The sequence below is a fragment of the Pseudooceanicola sp. LIPI14-2-Ac024 genome, assembly GCF_042188925.1.
In the GTDB taxonomy this organism is placed as follows: domain Bacteria; phylum Pseudomonadota; class Alphaproteobacteria; order Rhodobacterales; family Rhodobacteraceae; genus Pseudooceanicola.
Map to the genome: position 1 here is coordinate 3,117,874 of NZ_CP170102.1, position 18,691 is coordinate 3,136,564.

General features: G+C 67.5%; 17 protein-coding genes. 12 read left to right on the plus strand and 5 right to left on the minus strand.

Annotated elements, in window-relative coordinates; translation table 11 throughout:
* Nucleotides 1–3 precede the first annotated feature (3 nt).
* Genes ACE2AC_RS15325 through ACE2AC_RS15340 form a run of 4 tightly spaced genes read left to right on the plus strand, consistent with a single transcriptional unit; the run spans nt 4 to nt 4,793 of the window.
* Complete coding sequence (locus ACE2AC_RS15325; protein ID WP_375688302.1) at nt 4–414, plus strand: Zn-ribbon domain-containing OB-fold protein; 411 nt, start codon at nt 4–6, stop codon at nt 412–414.
* Nucleotides 411–1,556, plus strand: coding sequence for a thiolase (locus ACE2AC_RS15330; protein WP_375688303.1), 1,146 nt, complete (start codon nt 411–413; stop codon nt 1,554–1,556). Before ACE2AC_RS15325 ends, ACE2AC_RS15330 begins: the two co-directional genes overlap by 4 nt.
* Entirely contained in the window at nt 1,553–2,341 is a 789-nt protein-coding gene (locus ACE2AC_RS15335; RefSeq protein WP_375688304.1) for an SDR family oxidoreductase, read from the plus strand. The genes ACE2AC_RS15330 and ACE2AC_RS15335 overlap by 4 nt, the downstream gene beginning before the upstream one ends.
* Complete coding sequence (locus ACE2AC_RS15340; RefSeq protein WP_375688305.1) at nt 2,334–4,793, plus strand: CoA transferase; 2,460 nt, start codon at nt 2,334–2,336, stop codon at nt 4,791–4,793. Before ACE2AC_RS15335 ends, ACE2AC_RS15340 begins: the two co-directional genes overlap by 8 nt.
* A gap of 72 nt (nt 4,794–4,865) precedes the next feature.
* On the opposite strand, the gene ACE2AC_RS15345 is transcribed toward ACE2AC_RS15340, so the two are convergent.
* Genes ACE2AC_RS15345 through ACE2AC_RS15355 form a run of 3 tightly spaced genes read right to left on the minus strand, consistent with a single transcriptional unit; the run spans nt 4,866 to nt 8,385 of the window.
* Nucleotides 4,866–5,660: an enoyl-CoA hydratase/isomerase family protein gene (locus ACE2AC_RS15345; RefSeq protein ID WP_375688306.1), complete on the minus strand. Its 795-nt coding sequence runs from the start codon at nt 5,658–5,660 to the stop codon at nt 4,866–4,868.
* Complete coding sequence (locus ACE2AC_RS15350; protein ID WP_375688307.1) at nt 5,657–7,237, minus strand: class I adenylate-forming enzyme family protein; 1,581 nt, start codon at nt 7,235–7,237, stop codon at nt 5,657–5,659. The genes ACE2AC_RS15345 and ACE2AC_RS15350 overlap by 4 nt, the downstream gene beginning before the upstream one ends.
* Complete coding sequence (locus ACE2AC_RS15355; protein WP_375688308.1) at nt 7,237–8,385, minus strand: acyl-CoA dehydrogenase family protein; 1,149 nt, start codon at nt 8,383–8,385, stop codon at nt 7,237–7,239. The genes ACE2AC_RS15350 and ACE2AC_RS15355 overlap by 1 nt, the downstream gene beginning before the upstream one ends.
* A 126-nt stretch (nt 8,386–8,511) precedes the next feature.
* Between ACE2AC_RS15355 and ACE2AC_RS15360 the strand changes: the two genes are divergently transcribed.
* The 7 genes from ACE2AC_RS15360 (at nt 8,512) to ACE2AC_RS15390 (ending at nt 15,324) form a co-directional block, all read left to right on the plus strand.
* Nucleotides 8,512–9,414 carry an SDR family NAD(P)-dependent oxidoreductase gene (locus tag ACE2AC_RS15360; protein ID WP_375688309.1) on the plus strand — a complete coding sequence of 301 codons (903 nt, stop codon included), beginning with the start codon at nt 8,512–8,514 and terminating at the stop codon, nt 9,412–9,414.
* A 42-nt stretch (nt 9,415–9,456) separates the two neighbouring features.
* The gene (locus ACE2AC_RS15365) at nt 9,457–9,966 is read left to right on the plus strand and encodes a MarR family winged helix-turn-helix transcriptional regulator (RefSeq protein WP_375688310.1); all 510 of its coding nucleotides are present in this window, start codon (nt 9,457–9,459) and stop codon (nt 9,964–9,966) included.
* Between the two features lie 27 nt (nt 9,967–9,993).
* Nucleotides 9,994–11,184, plus strand: coding sequence for a CaiB/BaiF CoA transferase family protein (locus ACE2AC_RS15370; protein WP_375692119.1), 1,191 nt, complete (start codon nt 9,994–9,996; stop codon nt 11,182–11,184).
* A 34-nt stretch (nt 11,185–11,218) separates the two neighbouring features.
* Nucleotides 11,219–12,208 (plus strand): NAD(P)H-dependent flavin oxidoreductase, encoded by a 990-nt coding sequence (locus ACE2AC_RS15375; protein ID WP_375688311.1) that lies wholly within the window; start codon nt 11,219–11,221, stop codon nt 12,206–12,208.
* A 192-nt stretch (nt 12,209–12,400) separates the two neighbouring features.
* Nucleotides 12,401–13,414, plus strand: coding sequence for a C4-dicarboxylate TRAP transporter substrate-binding protein (locus ACE2AC_RS15380; protein WP_375688312.1), 1,014 nt, complete (start codon nt 12,401–12,403; stop codon nt 13,412–13,414).
* A 62-nt stretch (nt 13,415–13,476) separates the two neighbouring features.
* Entirely contained in the window at nt 13,477–13,968 is a 492-nt protein-coding gene (locus tag ACE2AC_RS15385; RefSeq protein ID WP_375688313.1) for a TRAP transporter small permease, read from the plus strand.
* Between the two features lie 15 nt (nt 13,969–13,983).
* Nucleotides 13,984–15,324, plus strand: coding sequence for a TRAP transporter large permease (locus ACE2AC_RS15390; protein ID WP_375688314.1), 1,341 nt, complete (start codon nt 13,984–13,986; stop codon nt 15,322–15,324).
* Nucleotides 15,325–15,372: 48 nt separating this feature from the next.
* Here the strand turns inward: ACE2AC_RS15390 and ACE2AC_RS15395 are convergent, their stop codons facing one another.
* Nucleotides 15,373–16,794, minus strand: coding sequence for an aminotransferase class V-fold PLP-dependent enzyme (locus ACE2AC_RS15395; protein WP_375688315.1), 1,422 nt, complete (start codon nt 16,792–16,794; stop codon nt 15,373–15,375).
* 112 nt (nt 16,795–16,906) lie between these two features.
* On the opposite strand from ACE2AC_RS15395, the gene ACE2AC_RS15400 reads away from it, so the two are divergent.
* Nucleotides 16,907–17,362 carry an Lrp/AsnC family transcriptional regulator gene (locus ACE2AC_RS15400; protein ID WP_375688316.1) on the plus strand — a complete coding sequence of 152 codons (456 nt, stop codon included), beginning with the start codon at nt 16,907–16,909 and terminating at the stop codon, nt 17,360–17,362.
* A gap of 37 nt (nt 17,363–17,399) precedes the next feature.
* Here the strand turns inward: ACE2AC_RS15400 and ACE2AC_RS15405 are convergent, their stop codons facing one another.
* Nucleotides 17,400–18,611: an MFS transporter gene (locus ACE2AC_RS15405; protein ID WP_375688317.1), complete on the minus strand. Its 1,212-nt coding sequence runs from the start codon at nt 18,609–18,611 to the stop codon at nt 17,400–17,402.
* Nucleotides 18,612–18,691: the final 80 nt, after the last annotated feature.

Sequence of the window (18,691 nt, forward strand, 5' to 3'; positions counted from 1 at the left end):
GCGATGAGCGAGAGACAGGTTCCGACAATCTACCCGGAGACCCGGTTCTACTGGGACGGCGCGAAGGAGGGCAAACTGCTCCTCAACGCCTGCACCCCCTGCGGCGGCAAGGCCTATTTCCCGCCGCGCCCGTTCTGCCCGGCCTGCGGCAGCCGCGACGTCTCGGTGATCGAGGCGTCGGGCAAGGGCACGCTCCATTCCTACATCATCAACCAGCTTCCGGCGCCGGGCTACGAGCCGCCGTTCACCGTGGCGGTGGTGATGCTCGAGGAGGGCGTGAAGATGGTGTCGAACATCCTCGACTGCCCGGCCGATCCCGAGGCGCTGATCCTCGACATGCCGCTCGAGGTCACCTTCGAGCAGCGCGGCGAGATCGCCGTGCCCCAGTTCCGTCCCGCGGGAGGTGCCCAATGAGCCGCGCAGCCGTTGCCATCGTCGGCGCCGCCGAAACCACGAAACTGGGCAAGGTGCCCGAGCTGAGCCAGACCGGCCTGCATGCCGACGCCGCGCTGAACGCCATGGCGGATTGCGGGCTGACCCCCGCCGACATCGACGGCGTCGCCACCGGCGGCCATGACGTGGCCGAGATCATCCAGTACCTCGGCATCACGCCGACCTGGTACGACGGCACGAGCGTGGGCGGATGCTCCTTCATCACGCTGGTCCGCCATGCCGCCGCCGCGATCCAGCAGGGGCTCTGCACCACCGTCCTGATCACCCACGGCGAAAGCGGCCGGTCGAACAACCGAAATCACCGGCCGATCTTCCCCTCCATGCAGCAGCAGGAGTTCGAGGCGATCTACGGGCCGCTCGTGCCGCCATCGCGCTTCACCCTGCCGGTGATGCGCAAGATGAAGGACGACGGCCTGACCGAAGAGCAGCTGGCGATGGTCGCCGTGGTGCAGCGCGAATGGGCGGGCTTCCACCCCCGCGCCACGATGCGCGACCCGATCACCGTGGATGACGTGCTGAACTCCAAGATGATCGCCTACCCGTTCCGGCTGATGATGTGCTGCCTGGTCTCGGACGGCGGCGGCGCGCTGATCCTGACATCGGCCGACCGCGCCAAGGACTTCCCGACCAAGCCCGTCTACCTGCGCGGCAATGGCGGCGAGAGCGCGGAGGGGCCGATGATCTCGCAGATGGAGAGCTTCTCGTCGTCGAAGGCCTTCCGCGTCTCCGGCAAGGCGGCCTTCGACAGCGCGGGAATCACCCACTCGGATGTCGATCACCTGATGATCTACGACGCCTTTGCGCATTTGCCGATCTACGGGCTCGAGGACCTCGGCTTCGTCGGTCGCGGCGAGGGCGGTGCCTTCATCGCCGAGGGCAACACCCGCCCAGGCGGCAAGCTGCCGCTGAACACCAACGGCGGGGGCCTCAGCTACATGCATTCGGGCATGTACGGAATGTACGCCCTGCAGGAGAGCGTCCGCCAGATGCGCGGCATCTCCCCCGCGCAGGTCGAGGGTGCGAAGCTGTCGGTCTGCCACGGCGTCGGCGGCATGTTCTCGGCGGCCGCGACCGTGGTGATGACCACGGAAGACCAGTGGTGAGCGAGTTCGCCGGCAAGACCGTCTTCGTCTCAGGCGGGACGAGCGGCATCAACCTTGCCATCGCCGAGCATTTCGCGGGGCAGGGGGCGAAGGTCTTCGTCATCTCGCGCGACCCCCAGAAGGTGGGTCGCGCGGTCGAGACGCTGCGCGGCTACGGTACGGAGGCGGAGGGTATCTCCGCCGACGTCCGCGACTACGCGCAGGTCGAGGCGGCCTTTACCAAGTGCGTCGAGACCTTTGGCAAGATCGACATCCTCGTCTCCGGTGCGGCGGGCAACTTCTTGGCGCGGGCCGAGAAGATCAGCTCGAACGGGTTTCGCGCGGTGATGGAGATCGACGTGCTGGGGACCCATCACGTCATGCACGCGGCCTTCCCGCATCTCGTGACGCCCGGCGCCTGCATCCTGAACATCTCCGCCCCGCAGGGCAGCGTCGCGATGGTGGGCCAGTCCCATGTCTGCGCGGCCAAGGCCGGGATCGACATGCTGACCCGCTCACTCGCGCTCGAATGGGGGCCGCGGGGCATCCGGGTGAACTCCGTCTCTCCCGGGCCGATCGCGGATACCGAGGGGCAGAAACGGCTGGTGCCGGACCCGGCGGCGGTCGAGGAGCGGGTGAACTCGATCCCGCTGAAACGCATGGGCACGCTGGACGACGTGACCGCGCTCTGCGTGTTCCTCGCGTCGGATAAGGCGAGCTACATCACCGGCACGGTGATACCTGTGGACGGGGGCGTCACGCTGAACCCGACGCCGACACGGATGGCGAGGTTCCTCGATGACTGACACGGGCGCATTGGCGGGGCTGCGAGTCCTCGACCTCACCGACCATCGCGGCGTGCTCGCCGGGCGGATGCTCGCCATGCTGGGCGCGGACGTTCTGCAGGTGGAGCCGGTCGACGGCTCGTCGGCCCGTCGGCAGGGGCCATTCGATGCAGACGGGCGTTCGCTCTACTGGGCGGCCTACGGCACCGGGCGGACTTCGCTGGTCCTCGACCGCGAGGCCGATGCCGAGCGGTTGATGGCGCTGGCGGCGCAGGCGGACGTGGTGCTTGAAAGCGGCAATCCGGGGCGCGACGGATTCCTCGACACCGCGGCGCTCCTGGGGCGCAACCCGGGCGCGGTGCATGTCATCGTGACGCCCTTCGGGCTGGACGGGCCGAAGGCAGGCTATGCGGACAGTGACCTGACCGCCTGGGCCTCGGGCGGACCGCTGAAGCCGACCGAGTCGCAGACCAAGATTCCGACGCGGGTTTCCGTTCCGCAAGCCTATCACCATGCGGCGGCGGATGCGCTCTGCGGTGCGATGTTGGCGCTCGAGGCGCGGCGCAAGTCGGGGCGTGGCCAGCGTGTCGTCAGCTCCGCCCAGGCATCGGCCTCGCAATGCACGCTGAGCCTGAGCCTCGCCACCGTGATCGGCCACCCGGACTACGTTTTCCGGGCCGAGATCAAGTCGAAGAAAAAGCGCGAGCTGGATCTTTCCGGCAGCGGCTCCCGCACCCAGCGGTCGAAATGGCCGGTGAAGGACGGGCTGGTCGAGATGCACCTCGCCCTCGGCCCCGCTGCCGGGCGCTTCACCAACAATCTCTTTGCGCTGATGAAGGCGCGGGGCGCCTGTTCCGACGAGTTCGCGTCGTGGGACTGGGTCACCCTGCCGCCGCTGATCGAGAACGACGTGATCAGCGAAGAGCAGATGGAAAAGGCCCGGGACGAGGTCGCGGCCTTCCTCGCCCCGATGACCAAGCGCGAGACGGTCGAGATGGCGCTGGAGCACCGGCTGATGCTGGCGCCGATCATGGACGCCTCGGACCTTGCCGACAGCCCGCATGCCGCGGCGCGCGGGTTCATGCAGCAAGTCGGCGACCTGCGGCTGCCGGGTGTTCCGGCGCTCGGCTTCGACGAGGGTTTCGTCGCCATCACCCCGGCGCCGGACGTTGGCGCGGGTGGGGCAGAGACAGAGGCGAGGTGGCTGACCGGGCGCGATACGCTGCCGTACATGCCCGAGGGCGCACCCGTCGCCGTCGCGAAGCCGCTGGAGCACCTGACCGTGCTGGACCTCTCGTGGGTCGTGGCCGGTCCGATGATCGGTCGCTGCATGGCGGATTTCGGCGCCAGGGTGATCCGCGTCGAAAGCTCCAAGCGGCCCGAGGTCGCGCGGCTGACCGGGCCCTTCCCGGGCGGCGAGCGGAACCTGAACAAGTCGGGCCTCTACGAGAACTGCAACGCGGGCAAGCTGGGCGTGACGCTCGACCTCTCGACCGAGGAAGGCCGGGCCGTCGTCCGCGACCTTGCAAAGCAGGCTGACGTTTTGGTCGAAAGCTTCGCGCCTGGCCAGATGGACCGCTGGGGGTTGGGCTACGATGTGTTGGGGGCCGACAACCCGGGGCTGGTGATGCTCTCGACCTCGCTCATGGGACAGGCCGGGCCATGGAAGGCGCTGGCGGGTTTCGGCAACATCGGCGCGGCCATGTCCGGGCTGCAGGTGCTCGCGGGGCGCGAAGGCCAGCCGCCGACGGGACCCTATGGTCCCTACACCGACTACTGCGCGCCGCGCCTTGCGCTGCCGGTCCTGCTGGCTGCGCTCGACATGCGGCGCAAGACCGGCAAGGGGCGCTGGCTGGACATTTCGCAGGCCGAGGCCGGGATGCAGTTCATCGCCGAGACCTTCGCCGACTACTCTGCCAATGGCCACGTCACGGTGGCGCAGGGCAACCGCGATCCCCAGATCGTGCCGAACAACGTCTATCCCTGCCTCGCGCCCGAGGGCGAAACGGCATGGGTGGCTGTGAGTGTGACGGACGAGGCCGTATGGAAGGCGTTGGCAGGTGCCACAAGCATCGCAGGGCTGGGCGATCTGGCGCTCGCGACGCTGGAAGACCGCAAGGCCCGAGAGGCTGAGATCGACGCCGCGCTGGCCGACTGGACCGCGACCCGCGAGGCGGGTGAGGTCGAGGCGCTGCTGCAGGCGGCGGGCGTCCCGGCCTACGTGGTGGCCTCGAACGCCGACATGGCGGCGGACCCGCAGCTGGCGGCTTGGGGGCACTTCCTGAACCTGCCGCGCGAGGACGGCACGTCCTCCTGGATCGAGGCCTGCCGCTTCAAGCTCTCCGACACCCCGGGCGTGCCGCGTGTCGTCGCACCGCATTACGGACGGGACGGCACGCAGGTTCTGCACGAGATGCTTGGGATGGAAGACAGCACGATCGCGGCGCTGGCGGAGCAGGGCGTGTTGAGCTGACACGCCCCTTCTCGTGGGACAATGAAAAAGGCCCGGTCGTTGACCGGGCCTTTTCGATGCAGTGCCAGTGGCTTACCGGAAATCGAAGCGCGGCGGCAGCTTCTGCGTGAACCGTTCCAGCGCCTCCTGGTGATAGCGGCTGGTCAGGCAGATCGACTGGGCCTGCGCCTCCATCGCCAGCAATGCCTCGCTGTCGAGCTCCAGCGACCGGGCGGTGATCGACTTGGTCAGCGCAAAGGCGGTCGGAGAGGCTTCGACCATCATCGCTGCCATCTCCATCGCGCGGGGCAGCAGGGCCTCGGGCGTGACAACCTCCATCGCGATGCCGATGCGCTGCGCCTCGGCGGCGTCGACGGTGCGGCCGGTATAGAACATCTCGCGCGCGCGCTGCAGGCCGACCATGCGCGGCAGTGAGTAGAGCAGGTTCGCGTCCGGGACCGCGCCGACCTTGCAGAAGGACGCGTTGAACGTGGCTCTGTCAGACGCGAGGATGATGTCGCCGGTCAGCGCCAGCCCGAGGCCCGCGCCATAGGCCGGGCCGTCCACCGCGCAGATCACCGGCACCGGCAGATCGCGGAGCAGGCGCAGCCATGAATGCAGATGTTTCATCCGGGGCGTGATATCCTCGGCCCCGCCGACGACGCCGGCCTTGTGGTTGGCCAGCATCTTCTTCAGGTCGCCGCCCGCGCAGAAGACGCCGCCGCTGCCGGTGAGGACCACCGCGCGCACCTCCGGATCACCGGTCAATGCATGGACCGCGGCGCTCAGTTCCTCGCGCATCGCGTCCGACAGGGCGTTGCGCGATGCGGGTTCGGCCATTTCGAGCAGGGCGATGCCGTTCTCGAATGTCACGTTCAGCGCGCTCATGCCGGGGCTCCTTCCAGCAGCGCCTTCTTCAGCGCCTGCTTGTCGATCTTGTTGGTCGCCGACAGCGGCAGCGGCCCGTCCCAGATTGTCACGCCGCGCGGCGACTTGTAGTCGGCGATCTTCTCGCGGCAAAAGGCGATCAGCTCCTCGGACGTCGCCGACTTGCCGTCGTGCAGGGCGACCACGGCATAGACCATCTCGCCCCATTTCTCGTGCGGCACGCCCAGCACGGCGGACTGCGCCACTGCGGGGTGCTTGGAGAGGCAGTTCTCGGTCTCGATCGGATAGACGTTTTCGCCGCCCGAGATGATCATCTCCTTGGTGCGCCCGGCGATGTAGAGGTATCCGTCCTCGTCCAGGTATCCGGCATCGCCCGTGTGGTAGAACCCGCCGCGCATCGCGTAGGCGGTTTCCTCGGGCCGGTTCCAGTAGCCGTTCATCACCTGCGGCCCGCGCAGCACGATCTCGCCCGGCTCGCCCTGCGGCACCGGGTTGTCGTTCTCGTCCACGATGCGGATGTCGGCGTAGAGGATTGGCTGACCGACCGAGCCGAGCTTGCCGATCATCGGGTTGCCGGGCACGTGGTCGGCTGGGGTGAGGACCGAGACCACCGGCGAGGTCTCGGTCATGCCGTAGCCCTGGCAGAAGGTCACGCCCGGGATCGCCGCGATCGCGCGCTCCATGAGCGAGATCGGCATCGGCGCGGCGCCGTAGGTCAGGCAGCGGATGGAGGAGAAGTCGAAGCTGTCGAACTCCGGATGGTCCATGATCATCCGCAGCATGGTTGGCACGAGGGTCATCGTGGTGATCTTCTGCTCTTCGATGATGCGCGCGGTTTCCTCGACCTGGAAGCGCGGCTGGATCACCATCGTCGTTCCATACGCCACCGCCGTGTAGGCGCGGCTGCCGGTGCCGAGGTGGAAGAGCGGGCCCGAGAGCAGCAGGATGTCGGTCTGCCGGTAGCCGTAGAGGTGCCCCGACCCGGTGGCATTCACGAGCAAGTTGGAATGCGACAGCATCACGCCCTTGGGCACGCCGGTGGTGCCCGAGGTGTAGAAGATGATCATTGTCTCGTCGGACCGGCTGGCGCGGTCGTCAAAAGCGTCGTCGGCGACCCGGCCAATACGTTCGACCAGTCGGTCATAGTGCAACGTGTCGGCGGGCAGGCTACCGGGGATCTCGTCCCAGTCGGCGTAGATCAGCGACTTCAGCGACGGGCAGCGCTCCATCAGCGCGGCGGCACGGTCGGCGAAATGGCGATCGACAAAGAGCACCCCGGGGGTGCAGTCGGCGATCAGTTCGACCATCTCGTCCTCCGACAGGCGGAAGTTGATCGGCACCGACAGCGCCCCGATGGCGCAGGGGGCGAAATACATTTCGACCAGCCAGTGCGAGTTCTGGCCGAGGTAGGCGACCCGGTCGCCCGGGTTCACGCCCAGATCGACCAGCGCCTGGCCGATCCCCTGGATCCGGTCGCGGAACTGGACCCAGGTGAAGTCGCGACCCTCGAAGTGGGTCGCTGTCTTGTCGGGTGTCTGGAAGGCATACTTCCGGATCAGGTCGGGGTAGCGGATCATCACCGGCCTCCCGTGACCTGGCGGCCGATGATCTCGCGCATGATCTCTCCGGTGCCGCCGGCGATGCGGCCGACACGGGCATCCGCCCAGGCCCGCGCGATCGGGTATTCCCACATGTAGCCGTAGCCGCCGAACATCTGCAGCATGTCATCGAGGCATTTGCAGAGTGTTTCCGAGGTCACCATCTTGGCCATCGCCGCATCCACGGCGTCGAGTTCGCCGGCGACATGCATCTCGAGGCAGCGGTCGGTGAAGACGCGCATCAGCACGGCCTGCGTCTTGATCTCGGCCAGCTTGAAGCGGGTGTTCTGGAAGTCGCCGATGGTCTTGCCGAAGGCCTTGCGCTCGGTCACGTGGCTCACGGTCCAGTCCAGCGCGGCCTCGAGCGCCGACGACGCCCGGACGCATTGCAGCAGGCGCTCCTGCGGCAGCTGTTCCATCAGCTGGTAAAACCCGCGCCCCTCGGCGCCGATCAGGTTGCCGACCGGCACGCGGACGTTGTCGAAGAAGAGCTCGGCCGTGTCCTGCGCCTTCCAGCCGACCTTCTCCAGCAGCTGGCCCTTGCGGAAACCGGGGGTGTCGGCGGGCACGAGGATCAGCGAGGTGCCCTTGGCGCCCTGACTCGGGTCGGTCTTGCAGGCGAGGACGAGGATGTCGCAGTTGCCGCCGTTGGTGATAAAGACCTTCTGCCCGTTGATGACGAACTCGTCGCCGTCCCGAATCGCGGTGGTCTTGATGCCCTGCACGTCAGACCCTGCCGCCGGTTCGGTCATGGCAATGGCGCCGACCGCCTCGCCACGGGCCATCCTGGGCAGCCACTCCTGTTTCAGCTCTTCCGAGCCGTAATGCAGGATGTAGGGCGCCACGATGTCCGAATGCAGCGAGAATCCCGGTCCCATGGCTCCGGCGCGCGCCAGTTCCTCCATCACCACCATTGAGAACAGGAAATCCGCGCCCGCGCCGCCGTATTCCTCGGGCATCGCGGCGCAGAGCAGCCCGTTCTCGCCCGCCTTCAGCCAGGCCTCGCGACTCACGCGGCCGTCCTTTTCCCACTGCGCATGGTGCGGCACGATCTCGGCCTCGACAAAGCGGCGGACCTGGTCGCGGAACATCTCGTGGTCTTCGGAATAGATGGTGCGTTTGAACATGCGGCTCTCCTCCCTCATGCGTGGCCGTGACCGGCCGAATTCGATGGCGCGACCGTAATTAGCTTGCCAACAGTTATCAAGCTAATTATAAACCAGCGACGAAAGCCAAGTGAGGGAGGAGAGCACATGCTCGACGGGAAAGTGGTCGTGGTCACCGGCGCGGGCCGGGGGATCGGACGGGACATCGCGCTGATGATGGCCAAGAGCGGTGGCCGGGTCATCGTGAACGATCTGGGCGGCGCGGCCGACGGCGCGGGCGCCGATGCGACCCCGGCGCAGGAAGTCGTGGACGAGATCAAGGCCGCGGGCGGCGAGGCGGTTGCCAACTTCGGCAACGTGGCCAAGCCCGAGGATGCGAAGGCCATGTACGAACAGGCGATGGACGAATTCGGCGCCATCGACGTTGTGGTCAACAATGCCGGCATCCTGCGCGACGTGATCTTTCACAAGATGACCGAGGCCGACTGGGATTCGGTGATCGCCGTGCACCTCAAGGGCAGCTTCAACATGGCGCATGCCGTGGCGGCGCAGTTCAAGATGCAGGCCTCGGGCTGCTTCATCAACTTCACCTCGACCTCGGGCCTGATCGGCAACTTCGGGCAGGCGAACTACTCGGCTGCCAAGCTCGGCATCGTCGGGCTGTCGAAGTCGCTGGCGCTCGACATGGCGCGGTTCAACGTGCGCTCGAACTGCATCGCGCCCTTCGCCTGGTCGCGCCTGATCGGCACCATCCCCGCCAAGACCGACGCCGAAAAGGCCCGCGTCGAGCGGATCAAGGAGATGACGCCGGCCAAGATCGCGCCGCTCTGCGTGGCGCTGGCGGATCCGACCTGCGACGTGACCGGCCAGATCTTCGGTGTGCGCAACAACGAGATCTTCCTCTTCAGCCAGCCGCGTCCGATCCGCTCGGCCCACCGGTCCGAGGGCTGGACGCCCGAGACGGTGCGCGACCACGCGCTTCCGGCGATGAAGTCCGACTTCTACCCGCTGGAACGTTCGGGCGACATCTTCACCTGGGACCCGGTCTGAGTGACGCAGGGCGCCGCACATAAGCGCAAGCTTGCCAGTGGGTTGCCGGCTGGGCTAGATCTGTCGAACCCCGCTGGCAAGGACCTGGCCGAGGACCCGGACATGGAAAAGCGCACCTCGCTCAGCGAGGACAACAATCCGATCTACCAGGATATCGCGCGTTTCCGTGCCATTCTGTTCGACTCGCTGCTCAAGCCGCACGACATGACCATGTCGCAGGGCTGGGTTCTCGTGCACCTGGTGCGCGAGAACGGGCTGCGCCAGTCCGACCTGGCCGATCGCATGGACGTCGCCACGGTGACGATTTCCAAGCTGATCGACCGGCTCGAGGCGCGCGGCTATGTCGAACGGCGTTCCGATCCCGAGGATCGGCGGTCCAACCGGGTCTATGCGCTGGCGCCCGCCAAGGACGTGGTCAAGGTGATGACCCGGACGATCTTTGACGTCGACGAGATGGCAAACCGGGGCATCCCGGAAAAGGATCTTCAGGTCGCGCTTCGTGTGCTGCGCCAGATGAAGGACAACCTCAAGGACGCGATCTCCAAGAGATAGGCCTCAGGGGCGGCCGGGGTCGCCCCTATCCCACCCGCAAAGGACAGACCCGTGACGGACACGCCCTCCGCCGCGCCCCCGCTCGCGGGGCTGCGCATCATCGAATTCGCGGGCATCGGCCCTGGCCCCTTCGCCGGCATGATGCTGGCCGACATGGGGGCCGAGGTGATCCGCATCGACCGCCCCGGCGGCAAGGACAGCCCGTCGGCCGGGCGGGTGGACCCCGCACTCGACTTCATGGCGCGGGGGCGCAAGTCGCTGGCGCTGAACCTGAAATCGCCCGAGGCGGTCGAGGTGGCGCTGGACCTTCTGGAAACCGCCGACGGATTGATCGAGGGCTTCCGCCCCGGCGTGATGGAGCGTCTGGGCCTCGGTCCCGCGGTGGTCCATGCCCGCAACCCGCGCCTCGTCTACGGGCGGATGACCGGCTGGGGGCAGTCCGGCCCGATCGCCCACACCGCCGGGCACGACCTCAACTACATCGCGATCTCGGGCGCCCTCTGGGCGACCGGAGAGGCGGACCGCCCGCCGACCTTCCCGCTGAACCTGCTGGGCGACTTCGGCGGCGGCGGCATGTACCTCGCCTTCGGCATGGTCACGGGGATGCTGCGCGCCGCGCGGACCGGGCAGGGCGACGTGGTCGATGCCGCGATCTGTGATGGCACCTCGTCGCTGATGACCATGATCCATTCCCGCCGCGCCATGGGCGTCTGGCGGGACGAGCGGGCGGCGAACGCGCTCGACGGCGGGGTGCCGTGGTACGGCATCTACGAATGCGCCGACGGCGGCTGGATCAGCATCGGCGCGCTGGAGCCGCAATTCTGGGCCTGCCTGCTTGAGAAGCTCGGGATCGACCCGGCCGAGATGGGCGACCGCGCCGACCGCAGCCTCTGGCCCGCGATGCGCGCGCGGTTCACCGAGGTGTTCCTGGGCCAGCCGCGCGACCACTGGACCGCGCTGCTCGAAGACACCGACGCCTGCTTTGCCCCGGTGCTCAGCCCGGCCGAGGCCGCCGACCATCCGCACAACCGCGCCCGGGGCATCTTTGCCGCCGAAGGTCCGGCCCAGCCAATGCCCGCCCCCCGCTTTGCCGAGGCCGAAACGCCCCTGCCGCCCGCGCCGCCCCGTGCCGGCGCCGACAGCCGCGCCGTGCTTGAGGCCGCGGGGTTCGACGCGGCCCGGATCGACGCCCTTTTCAGGTCCGGCGCCGTCGCCTGACCCGCCCCCGTTCTTGTGAGGAGAGAAGAACGACATGACCCTGCCCGCCATCCTGCAGAACCTGCGGCTGCCGCTGATCGCCAGCCCGCTCTTCATCATCTCGACCCCCGCGCTGGTCACCGCCCAGTGCAAGGCGGGGATCGTCGGATCCTTCCCGGCCCTGAACGCGCGCGAAAAGGACGGCCAGAGCCTCGACGAGTGGCTGACGCGGATCGCCGAGGACCTCGACCGCCACAACCAGGCGAACCCGGATCGCCCCGCCGCGCCCTTCGCCGTGAACCAGATCGTCCACCGCTCGAACGCCCGGCTGGAACGCGACATCGAGCTTTGCGTGAAACACAGGGTCCCGGTCTGGATCACCTCGCTCGGCGCGCAGGAATGGGTCTACGAGGCGGCGCACTCCGTCGGCGCCATCGTGCTGCATGACGTCATCAACGACCGCTTTGCCCACAAGGCGATCGAGAAGGGGGCCGACGGCCTCGTCGCTGTCGCGGCCGGGGCTGGCGGCCACGCCGGCGCCCTGTCGCCGCTCGCCCTGATCCAGGAGATCCGCGCCTGGTTCGACGGTCCGCTGTTCCTGTCGGGCGCCATCGCCAAGGGCGACAGCCTGCTGGCCGCGCTCGCCATGGGGGCGGACGGCGGCTACGCGGGCACCGCCTTCATCGCCACCGAAGAGGCCAACGCCGTCGAGGGATACAAGCACATGATCGCCGGCCACGGGGCGGACGACATCGTCTATTCCAACCTCTTCACCGGGGTCTGGGGCAACTACCTCAAGCCCTCGATCGCGGCGGCGGGGATGGACCCCGACAACCTCGAACGGTCGGACCCGTCCAAGATGAACTTTGCCGAGAACCGGGAAAAGCCGAAGAGCTGGAAGGAAATCTGGGGCGCGGGCCAAGGCATCGGCGCGGTGCAGGACGTCGTTCCGGTGGCCGAGCTGGTCGACCGGATCGAGGCCGAGTTCCTGGCCGCGCGCGCACGACTCGACACCCAGTTCGCCTGGCCGAAATCCGCCGCCTGATCCTGCGCACGCGGCAGGCAGCCGGGCCGGCGGAGGTGGCCCGGCAAGACTGTTTGCCGACAAATATGTTGCCAGATGATTGTTATCAGGCTATCTAAATTTCAATCGACCGGGCGGGAGGCCGGGTCGGATACAGGGAGGAAATCGATGAATACTTACGTGAAAAGGGCTCTCGCAGCGGGTTCTCTTTCGGTGCTTGCCCTTGCGGCGCACGCCGAAACCGTCCTGATCGCGAACGAACCGGGGCCGAACCGCGGCGTCCGCGCCGAGGCCGTGTCCTTCATCGCCGACCAGATCGCCGAACGCACCGGCGGCGAGGTCCGCGTCGACCAGAACTGGGGCGGCGCCCTGTTCAAGACCAACGCCGCGCTCGAATCGCTGTCGACCGGCGTGGGCGACATGGGCGTCATCATCGGTGCCTACGCGGCCTCGGAATTCCCCGAACTGCAGATGGCGGGCCTGCAACTCAAGGCCGCGCACCCCTGGGTGATGATGCAGGCGGTCTACGAGCTCTTCACCACCAACGAACAGCTGCAGGCGCGGCTGGACGAGATGAACCTCGAATACATCTCGACCTTCTCGCTCTCGCCAGGGATCATGGCATGCTCGGGCGAGGGTATCCGCTCGCTCGACAATGTGCCCGGCACCAAGTTCGCGCACACCGGCGCCTCGACCGACATCTTCGGCGAACTGGGTGGCAACCTGGTCTCGATGCCGATCTACGACGTCTACCAGGGGATGGAGACGGGCCTTGTCGAATGCTCGGTCACCTACGCCTACTACGCCGTCGCGACCAAGCTGAACGAGCTGGTCGATACCGTCACCGACATGCGCTTCGGCAGCCTCGCCAGCCTCGGCACCTTCATGAACAAGGACACGTTCGAGATGCTGACGCCCGAGCAGCAGGAGATCGTGAAGCAGATCGGTCGTGACACGATCAACTTCTACGGCGAGCGCCTGATCACCGCCGACGAAAAGGCGATGGAGACGCTCAACACCGGCGAGGACGCCGTCGAGTTCGTCGAACTGACGGATGCCGAGTACGAGAAGATGACCGAGATGGCGCAGCCCTCGATCGAAAAGTGGAAGGCCGACATGTCGGCGGTCGGCATGGACGGCGACGCCATGCTCGAAGAGTTCCTCCAGCTCGTGGACAAGTGGACCCAGGTCATGGAGACCGAAGGTCTGCCCTGGGACCGCAGCTGAACGACGCGGCCCGGCGCAGCATCCCGCGCCGGGCCGCCTGACTTTCCAGATCGGACACTGACATGAAACGCATCGAGTACGTGCTCGATACGGCGGCGGCTGTCGCCATCGTCACACTCTGCATCCTGATCGTGGCAAACATCGCCACGCGCGAGATCCTCAAGACCGGCGTGCCGGACATCATCATCGCCGTGCAGGAGCTGATGGTCCCCGCGATCCTCTTCCCGCTCGCCTCGGCCACCGCCGCCCGTGCCCATATCGCGATCGAGGTGATCGCCAGCCATTTCCCGGCCGGCGTGAACCGCTGGATCGCCGTGCTGGCCGCCTTCATCGGCGTTTTCCTCGGCGCGGTGCTGCTGACCGCCGGCTGGTTCGAGTTCTGGAAGGCCTTCAATTCGCACGCCCACTACGGCGGCACCTACCACTGGCCCAAGTGGCCCAGCCGGTTCCTGTTCGTGCTGGCGTTCCTCTTCTTCCTGATCCGACTGGTCCAAATCCTGTGGGTCGACACGCGGGCCGCCCTGACCGGCCAACCCGCCCCTGAAAAGCTCTGAGCGGGGACTCACGACATGGATTTGGCAACCGTTGGTTATGTCTCCTGCGTGATGGTGATCGTGCTGCTGGCGATCCGCGTGCCGATCGCCTACGCGATCGGTGGCGTCGCGGTGGTGGGGATCTTCATCGTCTTCGCCTTCCGCACCGGGACATTCATGCCTGAACGCGCCTTCTGGGCGACGCTCTCGCTGTCGTTCTCGTCGACCTTCGACCTCGTGCACAGCTACGACCTCTCGATGATCCCGCTCTTCATCGCGCTTGGCCACGTCGCCTACCGCGCCGGGATCACGACCGAGATCTACGAGGCCGCGCGCGTCTGGCTGGTGAAGCTGCCGGGCGGGGTCGCCATCGCCTCGGTCGCGGGCTGCGGCGGGTTCTCGGCGATCTCGGGCAGCTCGATCGCCTGCGCCTCGACGATGGGCCGGATCTGCACGCCCGAGATGCTGCGCATGAACTACGACCCGCGCCTCGCCACCGCTTCGGTCGCGGCGGGCGGCACGCTGGGCTCGCTGATCCCGCCCTCGGTGCTCTTCATCATCTACGGCATCTTCACCGAAAGCTCGATCAGCCAGCTCTTCCTCGCCGGCTTCCTGCCCGGCGTGATCTCGATGCTGGGCTACGCCCTCGTCATCGTGCTCTGGGTCAAGCGCAACCCGGCCATCGCGCCGGTCTCGGACGAGGTCTTCACCCGCGAACAGAAGATGAAGGCCGCCATCGGCGCCTGGCCGGCGGTCCTGCTCTTCGTGGTGGTGATCGGCGGCATCTACGGCGGCATCTTCACCGCGACCGAGGCCGCGGCCCTGTCGCTGATGTTCGCCACGCTCTTCGGCATCCTGCGCGGCAAGATGGGCGTGATGGACATCGTGCCGATGCTGCGCGAGACGATGGTCACCACCGGCGGCATCTTCTTCATCGCCGCCTGCGCCAAGATCTTCGTGGCGCTGATCGCGCTGACCGGCCTGTCGAACTCGCTGGTGGGGATGCTCACCAGCAGCGACATCAGCCCGGCCTTCTTCATCTTCATGGTCTGCGTGATCTACCTGGTGCTGGGCATGTTCCTCGACCCGGTGGGCATCATGGTGCTGACCCTGCCGCTGATGATCCCGATGGTCGAAAGCTTCGACATGAACCTGATCTGGTTCGGCGTGGTGATCGTGAAGCTGCTGGAGATCGGCCTGATCACGCCGCCGGTGGGGCTGAACGTCTTCGTCCTCGCCAGCGTGATCGAGGAGAAGACCGTCGAGATCGGTCAGATCTTCCGCGGGCTGACCCGGTTCCTCGCCATCGACCTGGTGGTGCTGGCGCTGCTGATCCTCGTCCCGGCGATCTCTCTCATCATCCCGATGTCGATGTAGCGGGGACCGTCGCGGCGGGGCCTGCCCGCCGCTCAGCTCCCACGGCGGTCACTCCGCCGCGACCGCCCCCGCCACCGCCGCGCCCTGATAGGGCGCGGCGAAATCGTTCGGGGCGGCGGCGATCCGGGCGACCGCGTCGATGATCGCCTCGGCCTTGGCGTCGCTCAGCAGGGCCGAGAGGTTCAGCCGGGTGAACCCGGGCTTGGCGCTGTCGTCCCCCGACAGGATCGCCCGGCGCATCGTGGCCGACCGGTCCTCGTCGATCTCGAGCAGGGTGTGCCCGTAGGGCCCGGCGCAGGCACAGCCGCTGCGGGTCTGGACGCCGAAATGGTCGCTCAGCATCCGGGTGAAGAGCTGCGCGGGCAGGGGCACGTCGCCGTCCGCCAGGCTCAGCGCAAAGATCGGCAGGCGATCGTCGGCCTCCTGTCCGTGCAGGGTCAGGTTCGGCAGGTCGCGCCAGCGCTCCAGCGCGCGGGCGCGCAGCGCGGCGTGGCGCTCGGCCATGTGGGCGGTGCCGATCTCCTCCTTGACCAGCACCGCCAGGGCGGCCCGGATGTCGCCGAGGATGGCCGGCGTGCCGGCCTCTTCGCGCTCGACCACATCGGCCACGTAGTCATGCCCCCAGTGCGACACGAACCGCACCGTCCCGCCGCCCGGCAGGCTGGGCCGGCTGGCCGCGACCGCGCGGCGGTTCAGGACCAGCACGCCCGAGGCGCCCGGTCCGCCCGCGAACTTGTGCGGCGAAAACACCAAGGCGTCGATCATGTGATCGGTCCCCGCACTCATGTCGATGTCGAGGTAGGGACCGCCGCAGGCGTAATCCCAGACCGCCAGCGCGCCATGCGATTTCAGCAGCCGGGTCACCGCGACGACATCGGTCAGCTGCCCGGTCAGGTTCGCGGCGGCCGAGAAGGCACCGACGACGGGCCGCGTACCAGCGCCGTCCAGCGCCGCCGCCAGCGCGTCCATGTCCGGCCCGCCGGTCGCGGCCTCGGGCAGGATGCGCACCTCGGCCCCGCATTCGCGCCAGGGCAGGATGTTGGAATGGTGTTCGTAGGGGCCCAGCAGGACCAGCGGTGTCTCCTCCGCCCCGGCCAGGCCGAAGAGATGCGGCAGGCGGTTGATCCCCGCCGTCGCCCCGCCGCCGCCGAAGATCACCGCGTGATCCGGCCCGGCCTTCACGTGGCGGGCAATGACCCCGCGCGCGGCTTCGCGGAGCCGGGTCGTGTGGGCGCCGCAGTGCGAAGCGGTGGTGTGGGTGTTGCCGTAGAAGGGCAGAACGTGATCCAGCATGAACGCCTCGACCTGCCGCAGGGCCCGGCCCGAGGCGGTATAGTCGGCGTAGATCAGCGGACGCGGGCCAAAAGGCCCCTCGAATGCCACCCCGTCCCCGATCAGCCCCGCCGCGATCCCCGCGGGTCCGCCAAGCGAAGTGCGGAAGTCGTCGAACTGTTCTGCGGGGCTCTGCATCATGCCTCTCCTGCCATGGATTTTCTGTGCGCAGGATAAGCCCCAACCGCGCAGAGGTGTTCACCTCGTTTACCCCTCGCGCGGCCGCATCTTGTGTCATATGATCGAATCGATGACCGAAATTGATGAAACAGATCGCAGAATCCTGCGCGTCCTGCAGTCGGACGCCAGCCTCTCGCAGCGCGAGGTGGCGGATCGCGTGGGCCTGTCGCAAAACGCCTGCTGGCGGCGCCTGACCCGCCTGCGCGAGGCGGGGCTTCTGGGTCAGACGCTCAAGCTCGCGCCCGAGGATGTCGGCTTCAGCCTGACGGTGATCGTGATGATCCGCACCCGGCACCACAGCACCGGCTGGCTGACCCAGTTCCGCACCCATGTGCGGTCGATCCCGAACGTGATCGATTTCTACCGGATCGCCGGGGACTACGACTACCTGCTCAAGATCGTCGCGCAGGACATGAACGATTACGACCGCATCTACCGCCGCCTGATCGACAAGGTCGAGATCGACAGCGTGACCTCCTACATCACGATGGAGGCAATCGCGGCGGGGCGGAACCTGCCCGTCTGAGGCCTTGGCCCGAGGCGGGTGCCCCCGCTGCCAGCCATCACGCCATCTGCACCCGCGGCCGGCCACGGAACAGCACGATCAGCATGATCCCCACGTTCAGCGCGTTCCAGGCAATCCCGTTCACGAAGGCCCAGGCGTAGCTGCCCGTGACGTCGTAGATCCAGCCCGACATCCAGCCGCCAAGTGCCATGCCCAGGATCGTCCCCATGATGACGAAGCCGGTCCGCGCCCCGGCCTCGCGCGCTGGCATGTATTCCCGTACGATCACCGCGTAGGACGGCACGATGCCGCCCTGGCTGAGGCCGAAGACCAGCGACACGACATAGAGCGACGTCAGGCCCGACGACGGCAGGTAGAGCATCAGCGCCAGCATCTGCAGGACCGACCCGATCAGCAGCGTCCGCACCCCGCCCAGCCAGTCCGCCACGAAGCCCGAGGCGATGCGCGACGCGACCCCGGCAAAGAGCATCAGCGACAGCATCTCGGCCCCTGCCGCCGGGCCATAGCCCAGGTCGATGCAGAACGACACGATATGGACCTGCGGCATCGACATGGCGACGCAGCAGGCGACGCCGGCAAGGCCCAGCATCAGCATCAGCATGGTCGGCGGGATCCCCGTGCTCCGCGCCCGTTCGGCCGAGGCGGCATCGGACAGCGCCATCGCGCCGAGCGGCAGGCGCCGGCGCAGCAACCAGGCCAGCGGGATCATCAGCAGGACACTCACCACGGCCAGCGTGACATAGGCCGACCGCCAGCCGCCCTCGGCCAGGATGCCGGCCAGCAGCACCGGCCAGATCGCGCCGGAGAGGTAGTTGCCCGAGGCCGCGATCCCGACGGCGATGCCGCGCCGTTTCAGGAACCAGAGCGAGACATCGGCGACCAGCGGGCCAAAGCTCGCCGCCGTGCCGATGCCGATGACCAGCTGCAGCGCGCAGATCAGCCAGAAGCTCTGCGTGACAGAGGCCAGCAGGAACCCCGCCGCGCTGGTCAGCGCCGCGCCGGTCAGGGCCAGCGTCACGCCGTAGCGGTCCACCACCCGGCCGATCAGCAGGTTGCCGATGGCATAGCCGAACATCGTGAAGGTGTAGGGCAGGGAGGCGACGGACCGGGCCAGCCCGAACTCCGCCTCCATGTTCGGGAGCACCACGATCGAGGCCCACATGCCGACGTTGCCGACCACCGCGATGGCCAGCGAGATGGCGAGCCTGCGCCACGAGTAACCGCTGTCGAGAATGTGCTCCGTCCCCATGGCGCGACGCTAGGCATCTGCAGGAGCGGCGGCAAGCCATGGTCTTGCGCAATTCACCATCCTAGTGTGCGCGCAAAGGG